Raw genomic sequence first — 25,084 nt, forward strand, 5'->3', positions numbered from 1 at the left:
ACCACCCCCAACCCACGCGCCGCCGCGCGTCGCCTCACATCGCGCGGTAGTCCCGCAACTCGATCCGCGGCCCGAACCTCGGCCGCGTGAACCCAGCCGCCTCCAGGTACCTGACCGCCCGCTGCCTCTGCGGTGCGTACGGGGCCAGCACCTCCGCCATCCCCGCGTCGTCGAGCTTCGTGCCCAGCACCGCGTTCCCCACCATCGACGGGATGTTGTAGTCGCCGAAGCTCACCGCGTCCGGGTCGCCCCACGCGCGCTGGGCGATCTCCGCCGCCGTCCACACGCCGATGCCCGGGACCTGGCGCAGCCAGTGCCGTCCCTCGAGCCCGCCCAGCTCCACCGCGCGCTCCAGGTGCGGGGCGATCCTGGCCGCGTTCACCAGCGCCGTCCGCCGCTTGATGTCCACGCCCGCGCGGTGCCAGTGCCAGTCCGGCAGCGCCAGCACCTGCGCCGGGGCCGGCGGCAGCCGGAGCCGCTCCGGGGCCGGGCCCGGTGGGCGCGCGCCGAACCGGCGGCACAGCTCGGCCCACGAGCGGATCGCCTCCTTGCCCGTCACCTTCTGCTCCAGCACCGCCAGCACCAGCCAGTCCCACACCACCCCGGTCGCCCCCAGGCGCAGGCCCGGGTTCGCCCGGCGGGCGCGCGCGACGACGTCGTGGTGCGCGACGAAGCCCGAATCGTCGTCGTTCGCCCCCAGCAGCGCCGGTACCCCGCCCAGCAGGCGGTCCTTCGCCGGGCCCCAGGCCGCGGCCTCGATCCGGCCGTCGGACAGGCGGCGCAGCGCGAGCGTGCCCGGCCCGTCCGGCGTGTTCGACGCCAGCCAGGTGATGCCGCGCTCGTCGGTGAGGATGTTGAGCGACCCGCGGCCGCGCTTCAGCGGACCCAGGACCCGGCCCAGGTCGACTTCGAACGCGGGACGCCAGAACATCGGCTTACGCGTCGCTCGAGAACCGGACGGACCCGTCGGGCAGGACGACGTCCGGCCAGACGCGGGCGCCGTCGAGCAGCTCGCAGCCGGCCCCGACCGACACGCCGTCGCCCAGCACCACGCCGCGCAGCACCGCGCCGGCGCCGACGCGGGCGCCGTGGCCGAGCACGGAACGCTCGACGATCGCGCCTTCGGACACCGCCGCGCCGTCGAACAGCACCGAGCCGTCGACCTTCGCGCCCGAGCCGACCACGGCCGCGACGCCGATCGTCGAACCGCCGCTGAGCTGGGCGTCCTCGGCCACCGACGCGCCGTCGAGCACCAGGAAGTCACCGGGACGGCCGGGCAGCGCCGACGTCGGCGCCAGGCCGCGCACGAGGTCGGCCGAGCCGCGGACGAACGCCTCCGGCGTGCCGACGTCCAGCCAGTACGAGCTGTCGACGAAGCCCTGGATGTGCGCGCCCTGCTCCAGCAGCTGCGGGAACGTCTCGCGCTCCACCGAGACCCGGCGCCCGGTCGGGATGGCCTCGATCACCGGGCGGCGGAAGACGTAGCAGCCGGCGTTGATCTGGTCGGTCGGCGGGTTCGGCGTCTTCTCGAGGAACGCCTGGACCCGCCCGGTCTCGTCGGTCGGCACCGAGCCGAACCGGCTCGGGTCCGGCACGCGCTGCAGGTGCAGCGTGACGTCGGCCGCGGACTCGTGGTGCACCCGCAGCTGCTCGCCGAGGTCCGAGCCGGAGATGATGTCGCCGTTGAAGACGATCACGTGCTCGGCGCGCAGCTTGTCGTAGACGTTCCGGATCGCGCCCGCGGTGTCGAGCGGCTCCTCTTCGACGACGTACTCCAGGTCCAGGCCGATGGCCTTGCCGTCGCCGAAGTACTCCTCGAACACCTCCGCCCGGTAGCTCGTCCCCAGCACGACGTGCCGGATGCCGGCCTCGCGGATGCGGGAGAACAGGTGGCTCAGGTACGGCGTCCCGGCTGTCGGGAGCATCGGCTTCGGCGCCGACAGCGTCAACGGACGGAGGCGGGTGCCCTTGCCCCCGACCAGCACGACGGCGTCGACAGCGTCGCTTCGGACCTCGGACGTCACGGAAATCTCCTCTTGTATCACGCACCGCTGAGCGACAAGCCGCGGGAAACCCTGACGGAGCTCGCCCCGAGGGCCTACCCTAGACAGGAAACAGGCGGGCCTTTCCCCAGAGGGCCCCGGGTCAGTCGGGAGGCCGAGGGGATGGACCCCCGCGATCGGGCGGACGCCCTGCTCGCACGAGCCCAGGCGCGCGGTGTGTTCGTCGTGACACCCGACCGCGCGACGTCACCGATGGACTCGGCGAACACCCAGCAGATCCCGCGCGCGCAGATCGACGGTCTCGATCGCAGCCGCGACCCCGACACGACAACGCAGCTGCCGGCGTCGCTGATCGAGGAGAACGACCACCCGCTGGCCGGCTCGGCCCCGACGCGCCGGATGGAGGTCCAGGGCGGCCGCCGCCAGCAGCAGACCACCCCGCTGAACACGCCTTCGCCGACGACGCCGCTGCCGAAGCCCGCTCCGCTGTCCCGCCGGCCACAGGCCGAGCAGATCACGAGCCCGCTGAAGGAGCCCGAGCCGGAGGACACCGGCCTGGTGCCGACGGTGACTCAGAACATCGGCAAGTCCGACCTCTCGCGCCGGCTCGACGGGATCTAGCGGGTCTCCAGCTTCAGCCGCAGGGCGAGGCCGAGCTTCACGGCGGCCAGCACCGGCTTCCAGACGAGCCCCGGGTGCCGGTCGGCGAGGTACCGGTAGGCGCTGGCGTGGTGGGCGGCGAGCATCTTCTTCGACGCCTGCGACGTCGAGTGCCCGCCTTCGTGCGTCACCCGCGAGGACGGCGCGTAGACGTTCAGCCAGCCGGCCTTGGCGAGCCGGTCGCCGAGGTCGACGTCCTCGAAGTACATGAAGTAGCGCGTGTCGAAGCCGCCGACGGAGTCGAACGCCTCCCGCCGGAACAGCTGGCACGAGCCGGACAGCCAGCCCGAGACGCGCTCGGCCGGGGTGCCGGTCTCCTGCCGGTACTGCCTGGTCCAGGGGTTGCCGGGCCAGACCTTCGCGAAGAGGGCGTGCCCGATCCCGCGCCCGAAGGACGGCAGCAGCCGCGCGGAGGGGTAGACGGTGCCGTCGAGATCGTGGATGAGCGGCCCGAAGGCGCCTCCCCGCGGCCACCGCCCGGCGACCTCGAGCAGCGCGTCGAGCGACCCGGGCTCCCATTCGAGGTCCGGGTTGACGACGACGACCCACCCGTAGGAGTCATCGAGCTCGGCGACCCCCCGGTTGGCGGCGGTCCCGTAGCCGACGTTCTCACCGATGGTGAGCAGCTGCACGTTCTTCCGCCGCGAGGTGACCTGCTCGAGAGCGCCTTCGACGGACGCGTTGTCCGCGACGACCACCTTGACCTCGCGCTCGGTGGCCTTCTCGAGGGTGTCGAGGAACCGCTCGATGGTGTCCTCGGAGAAGTAGGTCACGGTCACGACGCCGACACCGTCGCCATAGCGGGATTGCTCAGTCACCCGGCCATTGTCCACGCGTCACCGAGGGTGAATCGGGTGCCCCGGCCCAGCAGCACGATGCAAGAAATCCGGGGGCAACGAAACCGCCGACCCCTCGGATCACGGGTTCAGCGGGTGCGGAGGTGGCGGGACCACGCCTTGGCGTACGCCTCCCGGTGCCGCTCCGCGGTCGTAGCCCACGAGAACTCCTTCGCGCGCTGCTGCGCCGCCGTGGCCAGCTCTGCCCGCCGACCAGGGTCCGCCAGCAGCTCGCCCAAAGCCGCCGCGACGTCTCCCGCGCCCACTCCGCAGTACGCCACCGCGTCGCCGCCCACCTCCGGCAGTGACAGCCGGCGCGTGGTCAGCACGCACGCCCCGCAGGCCATCGCCTCCAGGACCGGCAGCCCGAACCCCTCCCCCAGCGACGGGTACGCCACCAGCTCGGCCCCGCCGAGGAACCCCGCCAGCGTCCCGAACGGCAGGTACCCCGCCCGGATCACGCGCAGCCGGTGCGGAACGGCGTCCAGCGCCCGCTCCACCTGCGTGTCCCACCCCGGCTGGCCGGCCAGCACCAACGCCGGCGCGTCCGGGCGGCCGGCGACCGCCCGCGCGAACCCGCGGATCAACGCCGGCACGTTCTTGCGCGGCTCCAGCGCCCCCAGGAACGCCACGTACGGCGTCCGGCCGAGGCCGATCGCGGCCCGCGCCGCCGCCATCTCGGCCGGGGACGGCGGGTGGAAGCGCTCGCTGTCGACGCCGTGGTGGATCACTTCCAGCGAAGCGTGCCGGACCGGGCCGACGCGGGCCAGCTCCGACGCCGTCGCCGCCGAGGGGACCACGCACAGCGTCGCGCGCCGCAACGCCGTTGCCGTCCACGCGCGGAAGAAGCGGGCCTTCACCGACGAGTGCAGCACGGCGTCGGTGAAGAACGTCGCGTCGTGCAGCGTCACCACCGAGGCCGCCGAGGTCGCCAGCGGCATCGTGTAGTGCGGTGAATGGACGACGTCCGCGCCGAGGCGGCGGGTCAGCCGGGGCAGCGTCGCCTGTTCCCAGGTCAGCCGGGCCGTGCGGGTCGTCGTCGCCGGCGAAGCGGGCACCACCCGGGAACGCGGGGCCAGCCGATCGTAAAGCTGCAGGTCACGGGGCTGGCAGACAACGGTGATCCGGGCCCCGTCCGTGTCGAGGGCGGCGACGAGCGAATCGACGTACCGGCCGACGCCGCCGCGGTCCGCGGGAACCGCGGTCGCATCGATCAGGACCCGGGGGTCATCGCTCACCCCAGCAGAGTACGGCGGCACCCCGGGCCATTGGTGAGGAACTGGCAAACCGGGCTGGTCGATGAACCTTGTTCTGCCGTCGGCCGGCGCAAGAGTCACTTCAGGTGGCTGGGCTGCGGGTCCGTAGCGCCGGCCTGACCAGAACAAGGTTCACTCGTGCGCCCGCCGGTGGATAGCCCACACAGCTTCCGCCGCCCGGCGCCACGTGAAGGTCCGCGCTCGCTCTCGCCCCGCCCGGGTCAGCTCCGCCGCCTTGGCCGGCGAGCCGAGCACCTCCCGCAGCGCCGCCGCCAGCGCCGCCGCGTCCCCGCGGGGCACCACGAGCCCGGCTCCGCCCGCCACTTCCTCCAGCGCCGGGACGTCGGTGTGCACCACCGGGACCCCCGCCGCCATCGCCTCCAGCAGGCCCAGCCCGAACCCCTCGGCCAGGCTCGGCACGGCCAGCACGCTCGCGTGCCGCAGCGCGGTCGCCAGCTCGGCGTCCGACACCTTCCCGAGCACCCGCAGCCGCTCCACCGGCAGGCCGCGCTCGGCCGCCAGCGCGACCGGGTCGACGCCGCCCCAGCCCGGCTGGCCGGCCAGCACGAGCATCACCCCGTCCAGCGCCGCGACCGCGTCGATCAGCACGTCGATGCCCTTGCGCGGCTCGATCGTGCCGACCGCCAGCACGTACTGCGCCGGCAGCTCCAGGTCCGCGTCGCCGGTGGGCACCCGCACGCCGTGCGGCACCACGCGCACCGGGACGTCGACGTCGATGAGCACCGCGAGCTCGTCGGCGACCGCCCGCGTCGGCACGACCAGGCCGGACGCCCGCCGGGCGGCCCGCGCGATCATCGACCGGTGCCAGCTGACCCCGCGCGCGGTGAGCGTCTCCGGGTGGGTCCACGGCACGGTGTCGTGCACGGTCACGCTCAGCGTCTTCCCGGCCGGGGCGCGCGGCGGCGCGAACGGCGTCGGCGCGTGCACCGCGTCTCCGCCCGGCCACCAGCGCAGGCCCAGCTGCCACGCGGCGACCAGGGCCCGCGGCGGGATCCGCAGCACCCGCGGCCCGTCGACGCCGTCCAGCCGTGCCGCGTCCACGTCGGCGTGCCGCGCGACCACGCTGGACACCGTCCAGCCCGGCGGCGCGGTCTTCGCGAGCGCGGGGAGCAGCTCGGCCGTGTAGCGCCCGGTGCCACCGGGCACGGGCGCGAGGAGCTGCTCGGCGAGCACGACCAGTTCGGGCACGCGGCTATTGTGCGGGACGTGACCGCGAATCCCGCCACCACGGTGGTAGTCGTGACCTGGCGGGGTGCCGGGCAGATCACGGCCTGCCTCGACGCGCTCGCCGCGCAGACGCGTCCACATCGGACGCTCGTGGTCGACAACGCCTCCGACGACGGCACCGCCGCCCTGCTCGCGGCCCACCCGTCGCGCCCGGAGGTGCTCCGCCTCCCGCGCAACGCCGGCTACGCGGGCGCCCTCGCCGTCGCCGCCGGGCAGCTCCGGACGCCGTTCATGGCGTGGCTGAACGACGACGCCGAACCCGCGCCGGACTGGCTCGCGACGCTCGAAGACACCCTGGAGAAAGCCCCGCTGGCCGCCGCGGCGACGTCCCGGCTCGTGCGCCCCGACGGCACCACGCAGTCCGCCGGCGTCCGGCTGACCGCGGACGGCCACGGCGCCGACGTCGCCGAGCCCACCGGCGAGGTGTTCGGCTTCTGCGGCGGCGCGGCCCTGCTCCGCACCGACGCCCTGCGCGAGGTCGACGGCGTCCCGGCCGGATTCTTCTGTTATTACGAGGACACCGACACGGCGTGGCGGCTGCGGCTGGCCGGGTGGGACGTCGTCGCAGCGCCGGAGGCCCGCGTCCGGCACGCCCACGGCGTCAGCAGCGAGCTGGGCTCGCCGGAGTTCCACCGCTGGAACGAGCGCAACCGGCTGCTCATGCTGCTGCGCTGCGCGCCGGGCGGCGTCGCGGTGAACCAGCTGGTCCGCTTCGCCGTGTTGACAGCGGTGCTGCCGCTGCGGCCGGGGCGCCCGGCGGCGGCGAACTTCCGGTTCGGCCTGCGCTGCCGGGTGCTGGCCGAGGTCGCCTCGCGGTTACCTGCGACGTTGCGGGCACGCCGCAAGATCACCCGCCGCGCGCCGCTCGGCCGAGGCGCGGTCTGGGAGGCATGGGCGGGCCTTTAAGCTTGCTGGCAATCCGACGACAGGAGCTGGCTTTGGCGCAGGGGGATCCGCAACCGCTCGTCTCGGTGATCGTGGTCAACTACCACGGCGCCGACGACACGATCACCTGCCTGCGCGCGCTCGCCGAGCACGACTACCCCGAGCTCGAGCTGATCTGCGTCGACAACTCCGCCGGCAACGGAGCCGAGGCCGCGCGCATCCGCGAGGCCGTCCCGCAGGCCCAGATCGTCGAAGCCGGCCGCAACACCGGGTTCGCGGGCGGCTGCAACCTCGGCGCGAAGCACGCGAAGGGCACCGTCCTCGCCTTCCTCAACAACGACGCCCGCCCGGCGCCCGGCTGGGTCTCCGCCGCCGTCGCCGAGCTGCGGGCCCAGCCCGGCGTCGCCGCCGTGGCCAGCAAGGTCCTCGACTGGGACGGCACCGGCACCGACTTCGTCGACGGCGGCCTCACCTGGTTCGGCATGGGCTACAAGCGCCACGCCGGCGCGCCGCTGGCCGACGTCCCGGCGGCCGAGCACGAGGTCGTCAAGGACGTCCTGTTCGGCACCGGCTCGGCCCTGTTCGTCCGGGCGGGCGTGTTCGCCGAGCTCGGCGGCTTCGACGAGCGGTTCTTCATGTTCTACGAGGACGTCGACCTCGGCTGGCGGCTCAACCTGCGCGGCTGGCGCGTGCGGTACGTCCCGGAGTCGCTGACCTACCACCGCCACCACGCCACGATGGCGTCGGTCGACGCACCCGAGACCGGCCGCGAGACGTTCCTCCTGGAGCGCAACGCCCTGGCCTCGCTCTACAAGAACCTCTCCGACGAGACGCTGGCCCGCGCGCTGCCGGCCGCGCTCGCACTGGCCGTGCGCCGGGCCACCGCCCGCGGCGAGCTGGACGCCACCCAGCTCGACCTCGAACGCGGTGTCGGCCCGGTCGAATCCGGCGACGTCGCCGTCCCCCGCACCACGCTCGCCGGGCTGCTGGCCATCGACCAGTTCGTCGAACAGCTGCCGTCGCTGGCCGAGTCCCGCGCGGTCGAGCAGGCCGCCCGCGTCCGCACCGACGCCGACCTGCTTCCCCTGCTGCGCAAGGCCTTGGAGCCCGCCTACCCGCTGCCGCGGTACCTGGCCGCGCACGACATCCTCGTCGAAGCGTTCGGCATCGAGAAGGCGTTCGGGCAGCGCCGGAAGATCCTGGTGATCACCGGCGACGCGCTCACCGAGCGGATGGCGGGCCCGGCGATCCGCGCCTGGAACATCGCGCTCGCGCTCGCCGCCGAACACGACGTCCACCTCATCACCACCAACCCGCTCGCCACGCCGCCGCCCGCGCCGTTCCGGGTCAGCGCGGGCAAGCACCGCGAGCTGGACGGGCCGATCGCCTGGGCCGACGTCGTCGTCCTGCAGGGGCACGTGCTGGAGCTGGCGCCCTCGCTGAAGAAGCAGCACAGCGGCAAGATCGTCGTCGCCGACCTGTACGACCCGATGCACCTGGAGCTGCTGGAGCAGGGCAAGGGCGTCCCCGACGACCGGCGCGCGGCCGACCTCGCCGGCGTCACCCGGGTCCTCGACGCCCAGCTCGAGCGCGGCGACTTCTTCCTCTGCGCGTCCGAGCGGCAGCGGCACTTCTGGCTCGGCCACCTCGCCGCGCTGGGCCGGCTTTCGCCGCGCCTCTACGACGCCGACCCGACGACGCAGTCGCTGCTCGCGGTCGTCCCGTTCGGCCTGCCGCCGGAAGCGCCGGTGCGCACCGGGCCGGGGCTGCGCTCGTCGCTGGGCATCGGCGGCACCGACCACGTCGTGCTGTGGGCGGGCGGGGTGTACAGCTGGTTCGACCCGCTGACGCTGGTCCGCGCGATCGAGAAGCTGCGCCGCCGCCGCGGCGACGTCCGGCTGGTGTTCCTCGGCATGAAGCACCCGAACCCCGAGGTCGCCGAGATGGACATCGGCACCCGGACGATCCGGCTGGCGGATTCGCTGGGGCTGACCGGCAAGCACGTCTACTTCAACGAGCAGTGGGTGCCCTACCAAGAGCGGCAGAACTGGCTGCTCGACGCGAACTGCGGCGTCACCACGCACTACGAGCACGTCGAGACGACGTTCGCGTTCCGCACCCGCGTCCTCGACTACCTGTGGGCCGGCCTGCCGATCGTCACCACCGACGGCGACAGTTTCGCCGACCTGGTCCGGGCGGAGCGGCTGGGTGTCGTCGTCCCGGCCGAGGACGACGCCGCGCTGGCGGACGCGCTGGAAAAGGCGTTGTACGACGAGGAGTTCGCCGCGGGCTGCGTCGAGCGGCTCGCGGTCGTGGCACAGCGGTTCGCGTGGCCCGAGGCGCTGAAGCCGCTGGTGGAGTTCTGCCGCGACCCGCGCCCGGCGGCCGACCGGCTGCCCGGGTCCGCGGACCTGGTGACGACGCCGCCGGTGCGCGGCCGGGCCATGCTGCGGCGGGACCTGGACCTGATCCGCGAATACCTCGACGCCGGCGGCCCCGCGGAGCTGGCCCGCCGCGTGGGTGGCCGTGCGGTGAAGGTCGCGAAGCAACGGCTCCGCCGTGGCTAGGTCACTGAGCGTCCTCCTCGACGGAACCCCGCTGCTCGGCGCCCGCACCGGGATCGGCCGGTACACGGCCGCGCTGAGCGAAGAACTGGTGTCGATCCCGGAGGTCGACACGCGCGCGGTGGCGTTCACCCTGCGCGGCTGGCGGCGGCTGCGGCACGTGCTCCCGTACGGCGCGCGTGCCCGCGGGATGCCGGTGGCGGCGCGGTTGCTGCGGATGGCGTGGCTGCGCTCGGACTTCCCGCCGGTGGAGCTGTTCGCCGGCCCGACCGACGTGGTGCACGGGACGAACTTCGTGCTGCCGGGCCGGTTGCGCGCGGCGGGCGTGGTGACGATCCACGACCTGGCCTTTTTGGACAATCCCGCGGAGCTCGCCCCGAGCGACCGCGAGCTCCCGGCCCTGGTCCGCCGCGGCGCCCGCCGCGCGAACGTGATCTGCACCCCGACGGCGGCGGTGGCGGACGCGGTGGCGGAGCGCCTCGACGTCTCCCGCGAGAAGATCGTGGTGACCCCGCTGGGCGTGAACCCGGCCTGGTTCACCGCGCGCCCCCCGGACGACGAGCGCCAGGCCCGGCTCGGCCTGCCGGCGAAGTACCTGCTGTTCGCGGGCGCGGCGGGCCCGCGCAAGGGCCTGGACTGGCTGACCCGCGCCCACGAGGCGGCGCCGGACCTGCCCGACCTGGTGTTCGCCGGCCCGGGACCGTTTCCCCGCGGCCCCCGCCGGTTCCAGACCGGCTATCTGTCCGATGTGGACCTGCGCACGGTGGTGGCTGGCGCCTCGGCCCTGGTGCTCCCCTCGCGCGACGAGGGCTTCGGGCTGCCGGTGCTGGAGGCGATGGCCTCGGACGTCCCGGTGGTCTGCACGGACATCCCGGCCCTGCGCGAGGTGGCGGGCGAGTGCGCGAGCCTGGTCCCGTACGGCGACGTGGACGGCTTGGCGGAAGCCTTGCGAACGGCGGTGACGGACCCGCACGCGGTGGCCACCTCGGCATCGAGACGAGCCCACGCGGCGAACTTCACGTGGCGCACGTGCGCGGAGCTGACGGTGGGCGCGTACCGGCTGGCCTCAGGGCGCCACTGACCCTTTGTAAGCGGCGAGGACGTGGTCGAGCGGGCCACTGCGGCGGATGCGGCCCTCGTCCATCCACAGGGCGTCGGTGCAGAGTTCGCCGAGCAGTTCGTCGGAGTGCGAGGCGAAGACGAGGATCCCGGACCGCTCGGCGAGGGCGACCAGCCGGGCACGGGCCTTGGCGAGGAAGGCCGCGTCGATGGCGCCGAGGCCTTCGTCGAGGATGAGGATTTCGGGGTCGATCGTGGTGACGACGCCGAGCGCGAGCCGTACGCGCATGCCCGCCGAGTAGGTGCGCAGCGGCAGGTGGAGGTAGTCGCCGAGTTCGGTGAACTCGGCGATGTCGTCGACGCGCTTTTCCATCTGCGCGCGGTTCATGCCGAGGAACAGTCCGCGGATCAGGATGTTCTCGCGGCCGGACACCTCGGGGTCCAGCCCGACGCCGAGGTCGAACACCGGCGCGATCCGGCCGACGACCCGGGTGCGGCCCCGCGTCGGCTCGTAGATGCCGGAGAGCAGCCGGAGCAGGGTGGACTTGCCGGCCCCGTTGTGGCCGACCAGCCCGACGCGGTCGCCTTCGGCCAGCGACAAAGTGATGTCCTGCAGGGCTTCGATGATCGGCGTCTTGGCTTGCGTGCCGATCTTCCCGCCGACCTTGCCGAGCACGCGCTTCTTCAGCGACCGGGTTTTGGCGTCGAAGATCGGGAAGTCGACGTAGGCGTTCTCCACCTCGATGCGCACCATGCTGCCACCCCTCCGCGGCTCGAATGTGAATGCAAGTTATCATTCGCATCTGGGCCGAGACCGGTGGGAGGGATCCGTGCAGGAGGGCTTTCGTCCGCCGCAGCAGGCGCGCAGCCGCGCGTCACTGGAGAAGGTGCTGGCCGCGGCCGAGTACGTGCTCGCCCACCGCGGCCACGAGGAGTTCACGATCGGCGCGGTCGCCGAGCGGGCCGGACTGTCGGTGGGCGCGATCTACCGCCGCTTCGCCGGCAAGGACCAGCTCCTGTTCGCGGTGAAGCACCAGTTGCTCGACCACCTGGAGACGAACGTCGGCACGGCACTGCGCGGCTCGGGGCCCGGGTTGCGCGAGGTCGTCGGCGCATTCACCCGGGCACTGGCGGACACCTTCGCCACCCACGACCGGATCTTCTCCGAGCTGCTCGACGGCCAGCGCGCGGACGGTCGCGAACGCGGCCTGCAGGCCTTGGCCGCCATCCAGCAGGCGTTCGTCGAAGCCGCGGGAGACAGCCCGGCCGTCCGGACCGCCGCGAGGACCGTCATCGGTGCTTGCGTGCACCGCGCCGCCACGGGCCGCTACTGGCCCGACGGACTGGACTGGACCACGTGGGCGGCCGAGACGACCGAGATGACGCTCGCCTACTTGGCCGTCGCGAAGTAGGCGTCCAGCGCGTCTTCCCACGACCGCATCGGGGTCAGCCCGGCTTCCCGCCACGCGGCCGGGGACAGCACCGAGTACGCCGGACGCGCCGCCGGGCGGGGGTACTCCGCTGTCGTGCACGGCTTCACCCGCGCCGGGTCCGCGCCCAGGTGCCGGAACACCGCGCGCGCGAAGCCGCACCAGCTCACCTCGCCCGCGTTCGTGCAGTGCAGGACCCGCTGCGACGGCCCCTCACCCGCAGCCGCCCGCGAAGCCAGCTCCAGCAACCCCGCCGCCAGGTCGGCCGTCCACGTGGGACCGCCCATCTGATCGTCCACAACGGACAGCTCCGGTCGGGAGGACTCCAACGCGGCCATGGTCTTCACGAAGTTCGACCCGGACCGCCCGTAGAGCCACCCGGTCCGCACCACCCACGAAGCCGCCCCGGACCCGAGCACCGCGTCCTCGCCCGCCGCCTTCGTGCGGCCGTACGCCGAGCGCGGTCCCAGTGCGTCCGAAGGCTCGTACGGCTGCGAAGCATCGCCAGGGAACACGTAGTCCGTCGACACGTGGATCAGCGGCACCCGCCGGGACGCGCACGCCGCCGCCAGCACCCGGGGTCCGTCCGCGTTGACCGCGAACGCGCGCTCCTCGTCGGTCTCCGCCTTGTCGACCGCCGTGTACGCCGCCGCGTTGACGACCACCGGCAGCGAGCCCGCTTCCCTGGCGCGCTCGGCCAGGCCGCCGACCGCGGCCAGCACCTGGCCCGTCACCGTCACGTCCAGTTCGGCGGAACCCGGCGCCACGACGTCCACCGAAGGGGACGCCAGCGCGGCGAGATCCCGGCCGAGCTGTCCGGAACCACCCGGCACGAGCACCGTCAGCCGCACACGAACTCCTACTTCTTCAGCGCGGCCCGGCCGGAGAGGGGCTCCCACCACGCACGATTGTCCCGGTACCAGGCCACTGTCTCGGCCAGGCCGTCCTCGAACGAGACGCGCGGAGCGTACCCCAGCTCCTTCCCGATCTTCGTGATGTCCACCGAATACCGGCGGTCGTGGCCCTTGCGGTCCTCGACCGGTTCGACGCTGTCCCAGTCCGCGCCGACCGCCGCGAGCAGCTTTTCCGTCAGCTCCCGGTTCGTCAGCTCGGTGCCGCCGCCGATGTTGTAGATCTCGCCGGGCCGCCCCGCCTCGGCGACCAGCTGGATGCCGTGGCAGTGGTCGTCCACGTGCAGCCAGTCGCGGACGTTGAGCCCGTCGCCGTAGAGCGGCACCTTGCGCCCGTCGAGCAGGCTGGTGACGAACAGCGGGATGACCTTCTCCGGGAACTGGTACGGACCGTAGTTGTTGGAACACCGGGTGATGCACACCGGCAGCCCGTGGGTGCGGAAGAAGGAGCGCGCCACCAGATCGGAAGACGCCTTCGACGCCGAGTACGGCGAGTTCGGCTCCAGCAGGTGGTCTTCGGTCCACGAACCGTGCTCGATCGAGCCGTACACCTCGTCGGTGGACACGTGCACGAACTTGCCGACCCCGGCTTCCAGTGCCGCCTGCAGCAGGTTCTGCGTGCCGAGCACGTTCGTCAGCACGAAGTCGGCGGCGCCGAGGATCGAACGGTCCACATGCGACTCGGCGGCGAAGTGCACGACGAGGTCAACGCCGGTCATCACGTCGACGACCAGTGCCGTGTCGCAGATGTCGCCGCGGACGAACCGCAGCCGCGGGTCGGCGGCGACCGGGGCGAGGTTGGCCTCGTTGCCCGCGTAGGTGAGCTTGTCCAGCACGACCACCTCGGCGTCGCGCAGCGCCGGGTAGGCGCCGGTCAGCACCTGCCGGACGTAGTGCGACCCGATGAAGCCGGCACCACCGGTGACCAGGACCCGCATCTTCCCGCCTTTCCTCACGCCCCCGGGCGGGGCATTCCGCCCCCAGCCTACGGAGGCCCCACAACACCCTCAGTAGAGTCTGCGCCGGAGGCACACTGGTGCCATGGGGGAAGCACGGGGTCACAGGGGAGGAAGCGCGTGACCGAACAGGCTGCGCCGACCATCCCGGCGCGCCGGCCACAACCGGCCGCGGTGTTCGCCCGCCGCGGCGGCAAGGTCGTCGTGTCGTTGCTGTCCGTGGCGATCCTGGCCCTGACCTGGTACGGCTGGCAGTACATCGGCGACCCGAACACCGGCCTGACGACCACGAACGTCTTCGCCGACACCGAAGCGCACGCGAAGCCGCTCGACGGCGCGATCGACATCCTCCTGGTCGGCCAGGACAGCCGCACGGACGCGCAGGGCAACCCGCTGCCCCGCGAGGTGCTCGACATGCTGCACGCCGGCGTCTCCGACGGCGAACTGAACACCGACACGATGATCCTCGTGCACATCCCCCAGAACGGGAAGCAGGCGATCGCGATCTCGTTCCCCCGCGACTCGTGGGTGGAACTGACCGGTGGCTTCGGCAAGCACAAGCTCAACAGCGCGTTCGTCTACGCGTACACGGACACTTACCGCGCGTTGCAGCGCAAGGGCGTGACCGACCTCAAGCAGGCCGACCAGGAAGCGAAGGTCGCCGGGCGCAAGAACCTCATCGCCACCATCGAGAAGTTCATCGGCAAGCCGGGCATGATCGACCGCTACGCCGAGGTCAACCTGGCCAGCTTCTACGAGATCACCAAGTCGATCGGGGGCGTCGAGGTCTGCCTCAAGGGTCCGGTCAAGGAGACGAAGTCCGGCGTCGACCTGCCGGGCGGGCGCCAGACGATCGAAGGCGTGCAAGCGCTTGCGTTCGTCCGCCAGCGCTACGGCCTGCCGAACTACGACCTCGACCGGATCGCGAGGCAGCAGGCGTTCCTGTCCGGGCTGGCCCGCAAGGTGATCTCGTCCGACGTGCTGACCAGCCCGGTGAAGATCGCCGACCTGGTCTCGGCGGTGAAGAAGTCCGTCGTGGTGTCGCAGGGCTGGGACCTCACCGAGTTCGCCGAGCAGATGCGCGGCCTGACCGGCGGCAACATCGAGTTCCACACCATCCCCACGCTGGGCAACGCGACCATCGGCGGCGCCGACGTGCTGCGCGTCGACCCGGCCCAGGTGGCGGCCGAGGTGGCGCGGCTGACGGCGGACGGCGACACCCCGGCGGGGCCGTCGTCGACGCCGGCGCAGCTGCCCGGCGCCCAGGCCGTCACGGTCGAGCTGTTCGACGGCTCGGGTTCGCCGGGGCTGGCCGGCCAGACGCACGCCATGCTGCAGGGCAAGGGCTTCACGCTCGCCGCCGACCAGAAGCTGAGCACCCGCGCCGCGACGATCGTCCGGTACAACCCGGCCGACGAGACCGCGCTGGCCCTGGTCAAGCAGGCGCTGGGCACCAGCGTCCAGGCCGAGCCGGACCGGGACGTCACGGCCGGGCACGTGCGCGTGCTGCTGGGCAAGGACCTCCGGAACTCGGCCGCCGGCCCGGGTGGCGCACCGACGTCGACCGCCGCCAAGCCGCCGGCCACCGCGTCGGCACCCGCCACCCCCGCCGCGCCGACGATCACGGCGGGCGACGTCCCCTGCGTCAACTAGACTGCGTACGCAGGGTGTTCGGGGGAGGAAAACCAGGGTGGCAGAGGACCAGGAAAAACCAGCGGTGGACACCGAGCCGGTCACGCAGAGCGACGACTGGAAGCCGTCGCCGTTTCCGCGGCAGGCGCCCGCGCCGTCGCGGGTGCGCCGCGTGGGCCGGGTGACGCGCCGGGTGGCGGTCGGCCTGGTTTCGCTGCTCGCGCTCGGCGCCAGCGGCTACGTCTACGTCACCAAGGACCAGCTGCAGAGCACGGTCCCGACCACCGACGCGCTGACCCCGCGGGCCGGCGAGCCCGCGCCACCGCCCGCCGACGACGGCGCGGAGGACATCCTGCTCGTCGGCAGCGACGCCCGCACCGACGCCCAGGGCAACGCGCTGCCGCCGCGGGTGCTGCGGCAGCTGCGCACCGAAGCCAACGACGGCGCGGTGAACACCGACACGATCATCGTGCTGCGGGTGCCGAAGAACGGCGGCAAGCCCTCGGCGGTCTCGATCCCGCGCGACACCTGGACGGCCGTTCCCGGTCGCGGCGATGCCAAGATCAACTCGGCGTACGGCGTGGCGAAGGCGCGCGCCGCGCAGGCGTTGCGGGGGCAGGGCGAGCGCGACCAGGCGAAGATCGAGCGCGACTCCGACACCGAAGGCCGCCGCGTGCTGGTGCAGGCGGTGCAGGACCTGACGCAGGTGCGGATCGACCACTACGCCGAGATCAACCTGCTCGGTTTCTACCTGCTGACCGAGGCGCTCGGCGGCGTCAAGGTCTGCCTGAACCACGCGACCGAGGACAAGGATTCCGGCGCGAACTTCCGCCGCGGCGAGCAGACGGTCTCCGGCGGCGAAGCGCTGTCCTTCGTCCGCCAGCGCAAGAACCTGCCGCGCGGCGACCTGGACCGGATCGTGCGGCAGCAGGCGTTCCTGTCCTCGGCACTGCACCAGCTGCTGTCGGCGGGCACGCTGACCAGCCCGGGCACGCTGAACGACCTGATGGACGCGGTGCACCGGTCGCTGACCCTGGACCCGGGCCTCGACCTGCTGCAGTTCGCGCAGCAGGCGAAGGGGATCGCGTCGGGCGACCTGACGTTCGCGACGATCCCGGTGATCACGGCGAACGGCCGCAGCCCGGACGGTCAGAGCATCGTGCAGATCGACCCGAAGGCGATCCGCGAGTTCGTGGCGAGCCTGGCCGGCCGCCCGGCCCCGGCGGCGGCCCCGCAGGCGTCGGGTGGCGGCTCGGGCAGCGGCGCCGCCCCCGCCGCGGCGCCGCTGCTCCGAGACTCCCCCGGAGTGCCCTGCGTCAACTGAAGTCGGCGCGGTGCTCCTCCGCCCACTGCCGGAACGTCCGCGGCGCGTTCCCGGTCACCTCGCGGACCACGTCCGTCACCGGCGACGGCTCCTGCACCGTCCGCGCCCAGGCCCCGAGGACCGACTCCGGCACGCCCGACGGCCAGCCGAGCGCCAGCATCCGCTCGACCGCCTGCTCCTTCGTCAGCTCTTCGACCCGCAACGGCCTGCCGAGGACGTCCGCGAGCACCTCGGCCTGTTCGCGGAACGAAATCGGCTCCGGACCGGTCAGCGCCAGCGACTCCCCGTCGTGTGAGCCGTCGATCAGGATCCGGGCCGCGACGTCGGCGATGTCCCGCTCGTGGATCGCCCCGATCCGCGAGTCCGGGTACGCCGTGCGGACGACCCCCTCGGCGACGTCGGCCCGCCAGCCCAGCGTGTTCGTCGCGAAGGCGCCCGGGTTCAACGCGGTCGAAGCGAACGACCCCGCGGCCAACGCGTCCTCCACCGCCCGGTGCAGGAGCGCGATCCGGCTGTGCGCGGCATCCGGTTCGAGCGTCGCGGCCGACGACAGCAGCACGACGTGCCGCACGCCGGCCGCTTCGGCCGCCTTCACGAACGCTTCGATGCCCTGCGGCCGGGTGTAGAGGAAGGCCGCGGAGACGCCGTCGAGCGCGGGCTCCAGCGTCGAGGCGTCCTCCAGGTCCGCGCTGACCTTCGCGACGCCGTCCGGGACGTCGAGCTTCGCGGCGTCACGGCTCGACGCGCGGACGTCCTGACCGGCCGCGACGAGCGAGCCGACCACCGCGCGCCCGACGTGTCCGGTGGCTCCGGTGACGAGAACGGTCATGAAATCCCCCAGCTGTCGAGATAGGTTTGCTTTCAAAACAAACGTACTGACGGCGGCGATGCGGTGTCAACCGGCGCGGCGCGTGGTCCGCGCTTTAGCCTTGTCCCCATGAGCCTGACCGACGAGCTGCTGCGCCCGCTGCCGGCCGCCCAACCGTTGATCACCCACTACGACGACCAGCTGGGCAGCCGCGTCGAGCTGTCCGTCGCGACCACCGCGAACTGGGCGGCGAAGACGGCCAACTGGCTGACCGAGGAGTTCGACGTCGAGCCGGGCGACGCCGTGGCCGTGCAGCTCCCGGCGCACTGGCAGACCGCGGGCGTGCTGCTCGGGGCGTGGTGGTGCGGGGCGCGCGTGGTGACCGAGGGCGCGGGCGCGCGGGTGGCGTTCGTCGGGCCGGACGACCCGGAGCCGACCGGCGCGGCGGCCACCGCCGTCGTCACGCTCGACCCGATGGGCCGCGGCCTCGCCGAGCCGCCGGGCGGCGGTGCGTTCGACTACCTGAGCGAGGCGCGGCTGGCGGGCGACCAGTACCGCCCGCTCTTCCCGATCCCCGGCGGCACGGCCGCGCTCTTCGACTCCACTGTGGACGAGGTGCTGGCCGAAGCGCGGGCCCGCGCGGCGAAACTCGGCCTCACCGCGGACGACCGCGTGCTGTCCACCCGGGACTGGACCGGCCCGGACGGCATCCTCGACGGCTTCCTGGTCCCCCTGGCGGCGGGCGCCCACCTGGTCCACGTGAGCAACGCGGACCCGGGCAAGCTCGCCGCCCGCCGCGAAGCGGAACGCACCACCACCGACCTCCCGGAGTGAACGGTGAAGGCCACCTCGGGCGAGGTGGCCTTCACGCAGAACCGCGGGTCAGGCGGTCTGCAGCTCGCCGACGTCGGCGTCGCGGCGGGCGCGCTTGCGACCCCACAGCAGGTGGTCCAGCGAAAGCCGGCCGCCGTTGAAGCCGAGGGCGAGCCCGGCGAGCGCCAGCACCAGGACCAGCTCGTAGCCGCCCTGGCCGGTCAGGCCGTTGTCGATGTGCACCGAGAGCAGCGCACCGACCGAGATGACGACGTAGCCGATGCCGACGAGCGGCAGCAGGAAGCCGACGATGAAGGCGACCGAGCCGAGGATCTCGACGGTCATCGCGAAGACCGCGGCGGCCGTGGGCAGCGGGATGCCCGACATCTCGAAGAACTTTGCCGTGCCGGCGATGCCGTTGTCCCACTTCTGAAGCCCGTGCGCGAGGAAGACGACCGCGACGCCGATCCTCCCCAGCAACAGGGCCACGTCCTTGAATCGTCCGAACATCCGGTTTCAGCTCCCCGAGTAGGTGAAAGTTCAACTGACCCGACCCAAAGTAGGGCACCGGGCACCCACGCCGAAGCTCCGGACGGTGATCGACAGGAAACCGACAGGCACCGTTCAGCGCTTGTGCGCCCGGGCCGCGCCGAAGCAGTACACGCCGAACGCGGCGAGGCCGAGCGCGACCACGATCAGCAGCACGGTGCCGAAGGGCTGGGCCGAAAGCGTCTTCAGGGCGGCGTCCAGGCCGCCGGCCTTGTTCGGGTCGGCCGTGAACCCGGCGATGGCCAGCAGGATCGCGACGATGGCGAGGACGACGCCCTTGGCGAGGTAGCCCGTGGTGCCGATCCAGCCGATCCAGCGCTTGGTCCTGCCCGGCAGCTCGGTCGTGTTGAGGTCCTCGAGGAACTTCTTCTTCACGCCCTTCACCCCCGCGGCGATGGCGACGCCGAGCACGCAGGCGGCGGCGATGACGACCAGCGCCGGCCCGGCGGGCAGCTGGAGCAGCTTGGCGGTGAACTCCTGCTGCTTCTCGTTGCCGGACCCACCGCCCCCGCTGCCGGTGGCGATGCGGATGGCGGTGATGCCGAGCAGGATCACCACGACCCCGCGCGCGGCCGCGCCGATCCGCTTGCGCGTCCGCTTGCCGCCGCTGACCCACTCGTACCCGGTGGCGGCCATCAGGAACTGCCAGAGCCCGAACAGGATCAGGCCGACCGCGACGACCCAGAGCAGGACCTGGCCGAACGCCGTGGAGCCGATCTGCTGCAGTGCCCCCTTCTGGTCGGCCTGCTCGCTGTCGCCGAAGGCGACCTGCAGCGCAAGGTAGGCGATGACCAGGTGCACGACGCCGTAGCACGCCATGCCGGCGCGGCCGAGCACTTGCGCGGTGTTGCTCTTCTCGCCTCTTTCGGCGGTGGCCTCTGTCCGGTTCATGCCTGCTGTAGTACCCACGCCCGACCCCGATCCACTGGGCCAAGCGGCCTAATCACTTGCTGTGCCTGCGACGATCGGACGGTGAGCGCGCCACTGACCGGCTACTGGTCGGACCAGGAGGTGTACCCGGGCTCCCCCGAGTACACCGAGCTGGGCTTCCGCGCCGACGGCTCGGGCTGGCTGTACTGGGCGAGCTGGAGCAAGGAGTTCGTCGTCCGCCGCTTCACCTGGCAGGTCCCGGCGCCCGGCCTCCTGACCGCCCGGCTGCACCTGACCCTCGGCGGCCAGTGGTCGGTGGCCGAGGGGGACGTCACGCACCGGGTCGAGGACCGGGAGGAGGCCGACGACGTGGTCGAGCTCGGCTGGGCGATCGGCCCGGACGCGGAGCTGACCCTGGACCGCCCGCTGGACGAGGTCTTCGGCGGCACGCGGTTCCGCCCGGTGGCGGACGGCGGCACCGATCCGACGCTCGGCTAGGCGGGGCGGCGGCGCACCTCGTCGAGGCCGGCCCAGCCGCCGTTGACGGCCAGCAGGGTCAGCACCTGCTCCGCCTGCTCGGCGAACCGGGTGAGGTCCTCGTGCAGCAGGGCCGCGCGCTCGCCGTCGAGCTGGTCGAAGTCGTCGAACCAGAGCGAGATGGCCGAGCCCGCCGTGACGGCGAGGCCCTGCGTCAGGCTGAGGAACCCGGGCGACGGCGTCTCGGCGGCCGCGCGGTAAGCGGTCTCGATGTCGTCGCACGCGGCGAGCAGGTCACGCAGCTGGCGGACGGCGCCGGCCGGGGTCCCGTCCCAGGCGGCGGTCGGCCAGGCGCGATCGGACAGCTCGAGCCACAGCCGCCAGCCGGCGACCAGCTCGGCTTCGTCGTGGGGCGTCCAGGACGCCGGAACCGGCCAGTACATGAGTTCGAGAGTGACACCGCCGGAGCGCAAATCCGCCCCGGCGGTGGGTTATGTCTCATGTGGCGAAACTCAGGAGATGACGGGCGGCACAAAAACACAGGGCGGCGTCTTGGCGTGCGCGGGATCGAGCGCGTTGAGCACCAGCCCCTGCGCGACGGGGTCGTAGGTGATCCCGAGGTGATCGGTGAAGTCGAGCCCGCAGACGTCCTGGAGCAGGACGTTCTTCACGTTGGGCGCGGGAGCGAGGAAGGCGCTGCGGTACGGCGTCACGACGTCGTCGTAGCGGGTCTGGATGACGGTGTACTGGATGCCGGGCACGGTTTCCCCGCCGGCGTTGAGATCGGTGAGGAAGTCCGAGCCCACCGCCTGCTCGTTGCAGGCCTGGCAGACGGTCCCGAGCGCGGCGGGCACCCCGGGGATCCGCTCGAGGGTGCTCAGCAGCCCGAAGAGATCGGTCCCGTGGTTCGACGGCGACAGCCCGACGAGCCTGCTGATCTTGCCCGCGCCGCCGAGGTACTTGATCCAGTACCGGATGTTCATTCCGCCCTGCGAGTGCCCGACGACGTCGAGCTTGGCCGCCCCGGTGGCCGCGAGGATGCGGTCCCCGAAGGCGGCAAGCGCTTTCGCGGTGTCGGCCACGGGCCCGACGGTCTGCAGGAAGGAGCCGGGAGCACCGCCGAAGTTCCCGGCGAAGACGCAGTAACCGGCGTCGGCGAGCTTCTGCGAGAGGTTGGCCCAGTTCTCGTAGGCGTTGGCGGTGGTCCCGTTGGAGAGCAGGACGGGATTGGGATGCTGTGCACCGGGCCGGCAGTTCCAGTCGTTGGCCCCGGGCGGAGCGATCGTCGGCGCCGCGAGCGAGTAGACGGCGGCGGTGAGGATGGTGGGCTGCACGGGCCCGGAGGGTTCTCGTTCCGCGGCCTGGCCGGTCCCCGCCCCCATCGCGAGTGCCGCCACCGTGGCGGCGGCCGCCGTGAGCCACCTGCGCGTCGTTGCGCCCATCCGCTTCACCTCTCTGTGAACCGATGGTGATCCGCGTCACCGATGGCTTAACGCGCGAGTAACTTGTTCGGACCTCCCCCTGGTGGGTTATTTCCCTTCTTCGTCCAGCGCGGTCCGGAAGTAGCCGGCGAGCTTCTCGACGGCGGGGTCGATGAACTCCTTCTTGTCGTAGAGGTCGACGTGGCTGGCCCCCTCGATCCAGTGGAGTTCCTTGGGCCCGGTGGCCCGCTGGTGCACCTCGACGGCCATCCACGACGTGACGGCCCGGCTCCCGACGATCTGGAGCACCGGACGCGGCGCGATGAGCGGAACGGCGTGGAAGGCGTCGAACGCGGCGAGCTTGTCGACGCTCGGCCAGGTGAGGAACTTCGCGGACCGCTCGTGCTCGCCCCGCGAAGTGCAGTAGTACTCGAAGCCCTCCACACCGTGCTCCCCACCGAGCGCCTCGGCCTGCGCGGCGGTCTCCGGGAACATGGTCAGCACCCCGGGATCCCCGCCGAGCGCGGCGGTGGTCCGAGCCTGGCCGGCCAGCCTGAGCAGTCCCTCGAAAACGGCCGGATCCTGGGTCCCGTCGGCGCCGAACCGGAACTGCCGGGCAACATCGGCCCCGCTGACGGTGGCCACGGCCCGCACCCGCGGATCACCCCCGGCGGCGGCGAGGGAGTACCCACCGGAGGCACAGATCCCCAGCAGCCCGATCCGGCCGGTGTCGACTTCCGCCCGGGTGCCGAGGTAGGAGACGGCGGCCTTGAAGTCCTCGACGCGCTGGGCGGGGTCTTCGAGCCCCCGCGGCAGCCCGCCGGACTCACCCTGGTGGGCGGCATCGAAGGCCAGGGTGACGAACCCGCGTTCGGCCATCAGGCGGGCGTAGGTCCCGGAGGTCTGCTCCTTGACCCCGGTCCCGGGGTGCCCGACGACCAGGGCAGGCCACGGCCCGCCCGAGTCCGGGGTGTAGAGGTGCGCGGCGAGCGAAATGCCGTTGCTGTCGAAACGGACGCTGGTCCTGGTCATCAGTCCTCCTGGGAATGCGGCGTTTGCTCCACCACATTCCGCCGGATCCGGCCGGCCCGGGAGAGACAGGTTTCTGCCGGGGAAAGAACTTGCCCCCTCAAGAGGTCGAGGCACCCGGGACACTGGAGGCATGACGCCGGATCCCGACCCCAAGGCGCTGGGCGCGTACCTCAAGGCCCGCCGAGCCCAGCTGACCCCGCAGGACTGCGGCCTCCCCGAGCCGGGGGCGCCGCGGAGGGTGGCCGGCCTCCGCCGGGAAGAGGTAGCAGGCCTGGCGGCGATCAGCGTGGACTACTACACACGCCTGGAGCAGGGCCGCGTCCGGGCATCGGCACCGGTGCTGACGACGTTGGCGAGGGCGTTGCGCCTGAACGAGGACCAGCAGAAGTACCTGTACGAGCTGGCCGGCCGAGCCGACGCACTCCCCCGCAGGCGCCGTCCCCCGCAGCGCGTGCGGCCGGCCATGCGCAGGCTCCTGACCCAGCTGACGGCAACGCCGGCCCTGGTGCTGGGCAGGCGCTTGGACATCCTGGCGTGGAACCGAGCAGCAACGGCCCTGTTCACGGACTTCGAGGAAATCCCCCCGCAGCAGCGCAACTACCTGCGCATGCTGTTCACGAACGACCAAATTCGAAATATGCACGAGAACTGGCAGCACGACGCCCGAGAAGCGGTAGCGGCCCTGAGAATGGAAGCGGCGTCGGACACAACGGACCCCGACCTGGCCCGCTTGGTGGGAGACCTGTCCCTACAGGACCCGGACTTCAGCAGGTGGTGGGCCGAACACCAGGTGAACAACGCAACGTACGGAACAAAGCACTACAACCACCCGACAACGGGAAGAATGACACTGGACTGCGACACGTGGACAAGCCCAGACGGCTCAGGCCAGCGCCTGATGGTCCTGACGGCAGAGCCGAAAACCCCATCCCACGACGCCTTGCTGATCCTGACAGCATGGGCGCAAAACCAGAAAACCGGCGCCCGATAACCCGAGGCAACAACGGAGAAACCCAGACCCCCCGCAACCCCGATCCGAAGCCAGAACACGGCCGGCGGCAGGTTGTCAAGGCACGCTTTCCCGCCTTGACAACCTGCCGCCGGCCGTAGTCACAATCAGGCTTCGGGGTGGCGGCCCCGAGAGAAAGTCAGCCCTTCAGCAGGGCCCGAGCCATGACAACCTTCTGAATCTGGTTGGTGCCTTCGTAGATCTGCGTGATCTTGGCATCCCGCATCATCCGCTCAACGGGGAAGTCCCGGGTGTACCCAGCCCCACCAAAGAGCTGAACAGCATCAGTAGTGACTTCCATGGCGATATCGGACGCATAAGCCTTCGCGGCGGAAGCCATGAACCCGGCCCGCTTGTCCCCCCGCTCCGAAGCAGCAGCCGAGGCATAGACGAGATGCCGAGCAGCCTCGATCTTCGTCCCCATATCGGCCAGCATGAACTGAACACCCTGGAACTCGGAGATCGACTTCCCGAACTGCTTGCGATCCTTCACGTAAGCCACAGCAGCATCCAAAGCGCCCTGGGCAATACCCAGAGCCTGCGCACCGATGGTCGGCCGGGTGTGATCAAGGGTCCGCAGAGCGGTCTTCAGCCCGGTACCCGGCTCACCGATGATCCGATCCTCGGGAATGGTGCAGTTCTCGAAGTAGATCTCCCGGGTGGGCGACCCCTTGATCCCGAGCTTCTTCTCCTTGGGACCGACCGAGAAACCCGGGTCGTCCTTGTGCACGACAAAAGCCGAAATCCCGTTCGCCTTCTTCTCGGCATCGGGATCGGTGACCGCCATCACGGTGTACCAGGAGGACTCACCGGCATTGGTGATCCAGCACTTCGTCCCGTTCAGCACCCAGTGGTCCCCGTCGAGCCGGGCCCGGGTCCGCATGGAAGCGGTGTCCGACCCCGCCTCGCGCTCCGAAAGCGCGTAGGAAGCCGAAGCCTCACCGGACGCGATCGAGGGCAGCACGAGCTTCTTGAGCCCCTCGGAGGCGGACAGGATGATCGGCTGGGTGCCCAGCTTGTTGACCGCCGGGATCAGCGAGGCGGAAGCGTCGACCCGAGCCACCTCTTCGATGACGATGCAGGCACCGACGGCGTCCGCGCCCTGCCCGTCGTACTCCTCGCCGATGTGCACGGCGTTGAAGCCCGACTTGACCAGCGCGTTGTACGCCTCGATCGGGTAACGCTCGTTCTCGTCGACCTCCGCCGCGTACGGCGCGATCTCCTTCTCGGCCAGAGCCCGGACCGCGGCCCGCAGCTCCTCGTGCTCCTCGGCAAGCTGGTACAGGCCGTCGGTCACTTCCGGTCACCTTCTCTGCAACGTCGGGAGGGGTCTGTCGATGT

The 25,084-nt window shown here is 71.9% G+C and carries 25 protein-coding genes; 10 read left to right on the forward strand and 15 right to left on the reverse strand.

The window, feature by feature from the left end; translation table 11 throughout:
* Nucleotides 1-34 precede the first annotated feature (34 nt).
* Together HUT10_RS22295 and HUT10_RS22300 are read right to left on the reverse strand one after the other, a co-directional pair.
* Nucleotides 35-931, reverse strand: coding sequence for a DNA-3-methyladenine glycosylase (locus HUT10_RS22295; protein WP_176173008.1), 897 nt, complete (start codon nt 929-931; stop codon nt 35-37).
* 4 nt (nt 932-935) lie between these two features.
* On the reverse strand, nt 936-2,024 hold the full coding sequence (locus HUT10_RS22300) for a sugar phosphate nucleotidyltransferase (RefSeq protein ID WP_176173009.1): 1,089 nt from the start codon (nt 2,022-2,024) through the stop codon (nt 936-938).
* Nucleotides 2,025-2,165: 141 nt separating this feature from the next.
* On the opposite strand from HUT10_RS22300, the gene HUT10_RS22305 reads away from it, so the two are divergent.
* Complete coding sequence (locus HUT10_RS22305; RefSeq protein WP_176173010.1) at nt 2,166-2,624, forward strand: hypothetical protein; 459 nt, start codon at nt 2,166-2,168, stop codon at nt 2,622-2,624.
* Here HUT10_RS22305 and HUT10_RS22310 read toward each other — a convergent pair.
* The 3 genes from HUT10_RS22310 to HUT10_RS22320 form a co-directional block, all read right to left on the reverse strand.
* On the reverse strand, nt 2,621-3,481 hold the full coding sequence (locus tag HUT10_RS22310; RefSeq protein WP_176173011.1) for a glycosyltransferase family 2 protein: 861 nt from the start codon (nt 3,479-3,481) through the stop codon (nt 2,621-2,623). The genes HUT10_RS22305 and HUT10_RS22310 overlap by 4 nt on opposite strands.
* A gap of 107 nt (nt 3,482-3,588) precedes the next feature.
* Entirely contained in the window at nt 3,589-4,737 is a 1,149-nt protein-coding gene (locus HUT10_RS22315; RefSeq protein ID WP_176173012.1) for a glycosyltransferase family 1 protein, read from the reverse strand.
* Nucleotides 4,738-4,887: 150 nt separating this feature from the next.
* Complete coding sequence (locus tag HUT10_RS22320; protein WP_176173013.1) at nt 4,888-5,964, reverse strand: glycosyltransferase family 1 protein; 1,077 nt, start codon at nt 5,962-5,964, stop codon at nt 4,888-4,890.
* 9 nt (nt 5,965-5,973) lie between these two features.
* Here HUT10_RS22320 and HUT10_RS22325 point away from each other — a divergent pair, with 9 nt between their 5' ends.
* The 3 genes from HUT10_RS22325 to HUT10_RS22335 are packed head-to-tail and all read left to right on the forward strand — an operon-like array spanning nt 5,974 to nt 10,533.
* Nucleotides 5,974-6,909, forward strand: a complete 936-nt coding sequence (locus HUT10_RS22325; RefSeq protein ID WP_176173014.1) for a glycosyltransferase family 2 protein — start codon at nt 5,974-5,976, stop codon at nt 6,907-6,909.
* A 32-nt stretch (nt 6,910-6,941) separates the two neighbouring features.
* Nucleotides 6,942-9,455 (forward strand): glycosyltransferase, encoded by a 2,514-nt coding sequence (locus tag HUT10_RS22330; protein ID WP_176173015.1) that lies wholly within the window; start codon nt 6,942-6,944, stop codon nt 9,453-9,455.
* Nucleotides 9,448-10,533 carry a glycosyltransferase family 1 protein gene (locus HUT10_RS22335; RefSeq protein WP_176173016.1) on the forward strand — a complete coding sequence of 362 codons (1,086 nt, stop codon included), beginning with the start codon at nt 9,448-9,450 and terminating at the stop codon, nt 10,531-10,533. Before HUT10_RS22330 ends, HUT10_RS22335 begins: the two co-directional genes overlap by 8 nt.
* Here the strand turns inward: HUT10_RS22335 and HUT10_RS22340 are convergent.
* Entirely contained in the window at nt 10,519-11,265 is a 747-nt protein-coding gene (locus HUT10_RS22340; protein ID WP_176173017.1) for an ABC transporter ATP-binding protein, read from the reverse strand. The two genes, HUT10_RS22335 and HUT10_RS22340, sit on opposite strands and share 15 nt — an antisense overlap.
* A 76-nt stretch (nt 11,266-11,341) precedes the next feature.
* On the opposite strand from HUT10_RS22340, the gene HUT10_RS22345 reads away from it, so the two are divergent.
* Entirely contained in the window at nt 11,342-11,923 is a 582-nt protein-coding gene (locus HUT10_RS22345; protein ID WP_254896978.1) for a TetR/AcrR family transcriptional regulator, read from the forward strand.
* On the opposite strand, the gene rfbD is transcribed toward HUT10_RS22345, so the two are convergent.
* A complete protein-coding gene (rfbD, locus tag HUT10_RS22350; protein ID WP_176173019.1) occupies nt 11,902-12,792 on the reverse strand; it encodes a dTDP-4-dehydrorhamnose reductase in 891 nt (296 codons plus the stop codon). The genes HUT10_RS22345 and rfbD overlap by 22 nt on opposite strands.
* An 8-nt stretch (nt 12,793-12,800) precedes the next feature.
* Nucleotides 12,801-13,790 (reverse strand): dTDP-glucose 4,6-dehydratase, encoded by a 990-nt coding sequence (gene rfbB / locus HUT10_RS22355; RefSeq protein ID WP_176173020.1) that lies wholly within the window; start codon nt 13,788-13,790, stop codon nt 12,801-12,803.
* A gap of 138 nt (nt 13,791-13,928) precedes the next feature.
* Between rfbB and HUT10_RS22360 the strand changes: the two genes are divergently transcribed.
* A complete protein-coding gene (locus tag HUT10_RS22360) occupies nt 13,929-15,461 on the forward strand; it encodes an LCP family protein (RefSeq protein ID WP_176173021.1) in 1,533 nt (510 codons plus the stop codon).
* A gap of 37 nt (nt 15,462-15,498) precedes the next feature.
* Entirely contained in the window at nt 15,499-16,764 is a 1,266-nt protein-coding gene (locus tag HUT10_RS22365) for an LCP family protein (RefSeq protein WP_254896979.1), read from the forward strand.
* On the opposite strand, the gene HUT10_RS22370 is transcribed toward HUT10_RS22365, so the two are convergent.
* On the reverse strand, nt 16,757-17,593 hold the full coding sequence (locus tag HUT10_RS22370) for an NAD(P)H-binding protein (RefSeq protein ID WP_176173022.1): 837 nt from the start codon (nt 17,591-17,593) through the stop codon (nt 16,757-16,759). The genes HUT10_RS22365 and HUT10_RS22370 overlap by 8 nt on opposite strands.
* 108 nt (nt 17,594-17,701) lie before the next feature.
* On the opposite strand from HUT10_RS22370, the gene HUT10_RS22375 reads away from it, so the two are divergent.
* Nucleotides 17,702-18,406, forward strand: a complete 705-nt coding sequence (locus HUT10_RS22375; protein ID WP_176173023.1) for a TIGR03089 family protein — start codon at nt 17,702-17,704, stop codon at nt 18,404-18,406.
* 48 nt (nt 18,407-18,454) lie between these two features.
* Here HUT10_RS22375 and HUT10_RS22380 read toward each other — a convergent pair whose 3' ends face one another.
* Both HUT10_RS22380 and HUT10_RS22385 read right to left on the reverse strand, forming a co-directional pair.
* Nucleotides 18,455-18,895 (reverse strand): DoxX family protein, encoded by a 441-nt coding sequence (locus HUT10_RS22380; RefSeq protein WP_176173024.1) that lies wholly within the window; start codon nt 18,893-18,895, stop codon nt 18,455-18,457.
* Between the two features lie 114 nt (nt 18,896-19,009).
* The gene (locus HUT10_RS22385; RefSeq protein ID WP_176173025.1) at nt 19,010-19,825 is read right to left on the reverse strand and encodes a DUF1206 domain-containing protein; all 816 of its coding nucleotides are present in this window, start codon (nt 19,823-19,825) and stop codon (nt 19,010-19,012) included.
* Nucleotides 19,826-19,906: 81 nt separating this feature from the next.
* Between HUT10_RS22385 and HUT10_RS22390 the strand changes: the two genes are divergently transcribed.
* Nucleotides 19,907-20,302, forward strand: a complete 396-nt coding sequence (locus tag HUT10_RS22390; protein ID WP_176173026.1) for a hypothetical protein — start codon at nt 19,907-19,909, stop codon at nt 20,300-20,302.
* On the opposite strand, the gene HUT10_RS22395 is transcribed toward HUT10_RS22390, so the two are convergent.
* The 3 genes from HUT10_RS22395 to HUT10_RS22405 form a co-directional block, all read right to left on the reverse strand.
* A complete protein-coding gene (locus HUT10_RS22395) occupies nt 20,299-20,724 on the reverse strand; it encodes a hypothetical protein (protein ID WP_176173027.1) in 426 nt (141 codons plus the stop codon). The two genes, HUT10_RS22390 and HUT10_RS22395, sit on opposite strands and share 4 nt — an antisense overlap.
* A gap of 69 nt (nt 20,725-20,793) precedes the next feature.
* Nucleotides 20,794-21,723, reverse strand: coding sequence for a triacylglycerol lipase (locus tag HUT10_RS22400; RefSeq protein WP_176173028.1), 930 nt, complete (start codon nt 21,721-21,723; stop codon nt 20,794-20,796).
* 87 nt (nt 21,724-21,810) lie between these two features.
* Nucleotides 21,811-22,734, reverse strand: coding sequence for an alpha/beta hydrolase (locus HUT10_RS22405; protein WP_176173029.1), 924 nt, complete (start codon nt 22,732-22,734; stop codon nt 21,811-21,813).
* 130 nt (nt 22,735-22,864) lie between these two features.
* On the opposite strand from HUT10_RS22405, the gene HUT10_RS22410 reads away from it, so the two are divergent.
* On the forward strand, nt 22,865-23,725 hold the full coding sequence (locus HUT10_RS22410; RefSeq protein ID WP_176173030.1) for a helix-turn-helix domain-containing protein: 861 nt from the start codon (nt 22,865-22,867) through the stop codon (nt 23,723-23,725).
* Between the two features lie 157 nt (nt 23,726-23,882).
* Here HUT10_RS22410 and HUT10_RS22415 read toward each other — a convergent pair whose 3' ends face one another.
* The gene (locus HUT10_RS22415; protein ID WP_176173031.1) at nt 23,883-25,040 is read right to left on the reverse strand and encodes an acyl-CoA dehydrogenase family protein; all 1,158 of its coding nucleotides are present in this window, start codon (nt 25,038-25,040) and stop codon (nt 23,883-23,885) included.
* Nucleotides 25,041-25,084 lie beyond the last annotated feature (44 nt).

It is taken from the genome of Amycolatopsis sp. Hca4, from assembly GCF_013364075.1.
Lineage (GTDB): Bacteria > Actinomycetota > Actinomycetes > Mycobacteriales > Pseudonocardiaceae > Amycolatopsis.

Excerpts from the sequence above, each read along its gene's own strand:
- HUT10_RS22385 (WP_176173025.1), bottom strand. The coding sequence starts at position 19,825 with ATGAACCGGACAGAGGCCACCGCCGAAAGAGGCGAGAAGAGCAACACC.
- HUT10_RS22295 (WP_176173008.1), bottom strand. The coding sequence starts at position 931 with ATGTTCTGGCGTCCCGCGTTCGAAGTCGACCTGGGCCGGGTCCTGGGT.
- HUT10_RS22405 (WP_176173029.1), bottom strand. The coding sequence starts at position 22,734 with ATGACCAGGACCAGCGTCCGTTTCGACAGCAACGGCATTTCGCTCGCC.
- rfbB (WP_176173020.1), bottom strand. The coding sequence starts at position 13,790 with ATGCGGGTCCTGGTCACCGGTGGTGCCGGCTTCATCGGGTCGCACTAC.
- HUT10_RS22395 (WP_176173027.1), bottom strand. The coding sequence starts at position 20,724 with ATGTACTGGCCGGTTCCGGCGTCCTGGACGCCCCACGACGAAGCCGAG.
- HUT10_RS22375 (WP_176173023.1), top strand. The coding sequence starts at position 17,702 with ATGAGCCTGACCGACGAGCTGCTGCGCCCGCTGCCGGCCGCCCAACCG.
- HUT10_RS22305 (WP_176173010.1), top strand. The coding sequence starts at position 2,166 with ATGGACCCCCGCGATCGGGCGGACGCCCTGCTCGCACGAGCCCAGGCG.
- HUT10_RS22380 (WP_176173024.1), bottom strand. The coding sequence starts at position 18,895 with ATGTTCGGACGATTCAAGGACGTGGCCCTGTTGCTGGGGAGGATCGGC.
- HUT10_RS22410 (WP_176173030.1), top strand. The coding sequence starts at position 22,865 with ATGACGCCGGATCCCGACCCCAAGGCGCTGGGCGCGTACCTCAAGGCC.
- HUT10_RS22400 (WP_176173028.1), bottom strand. The coding sequence starts at position 21,723 with ATGGGCGCAACGACGCGCAGGTGGCTCACGGCGGCCGCCGCCACGGTG.
- HUT10_RS22370 (WP_176173022.1), bottom strand. The coding sequence starts at position 17,593 with ATGACCGTTCTCGTCACCGGAGCCACCGGACACGTCGGGCGCGCGGTG.
- HUT10_RS22340 (WP_176173017.1), bottom strand. The coding sequence starts at position 11,265 with ATGGTGCGCATCGAGGTGGAGAACGCCTACGTCGACTTCCCGATCTTC.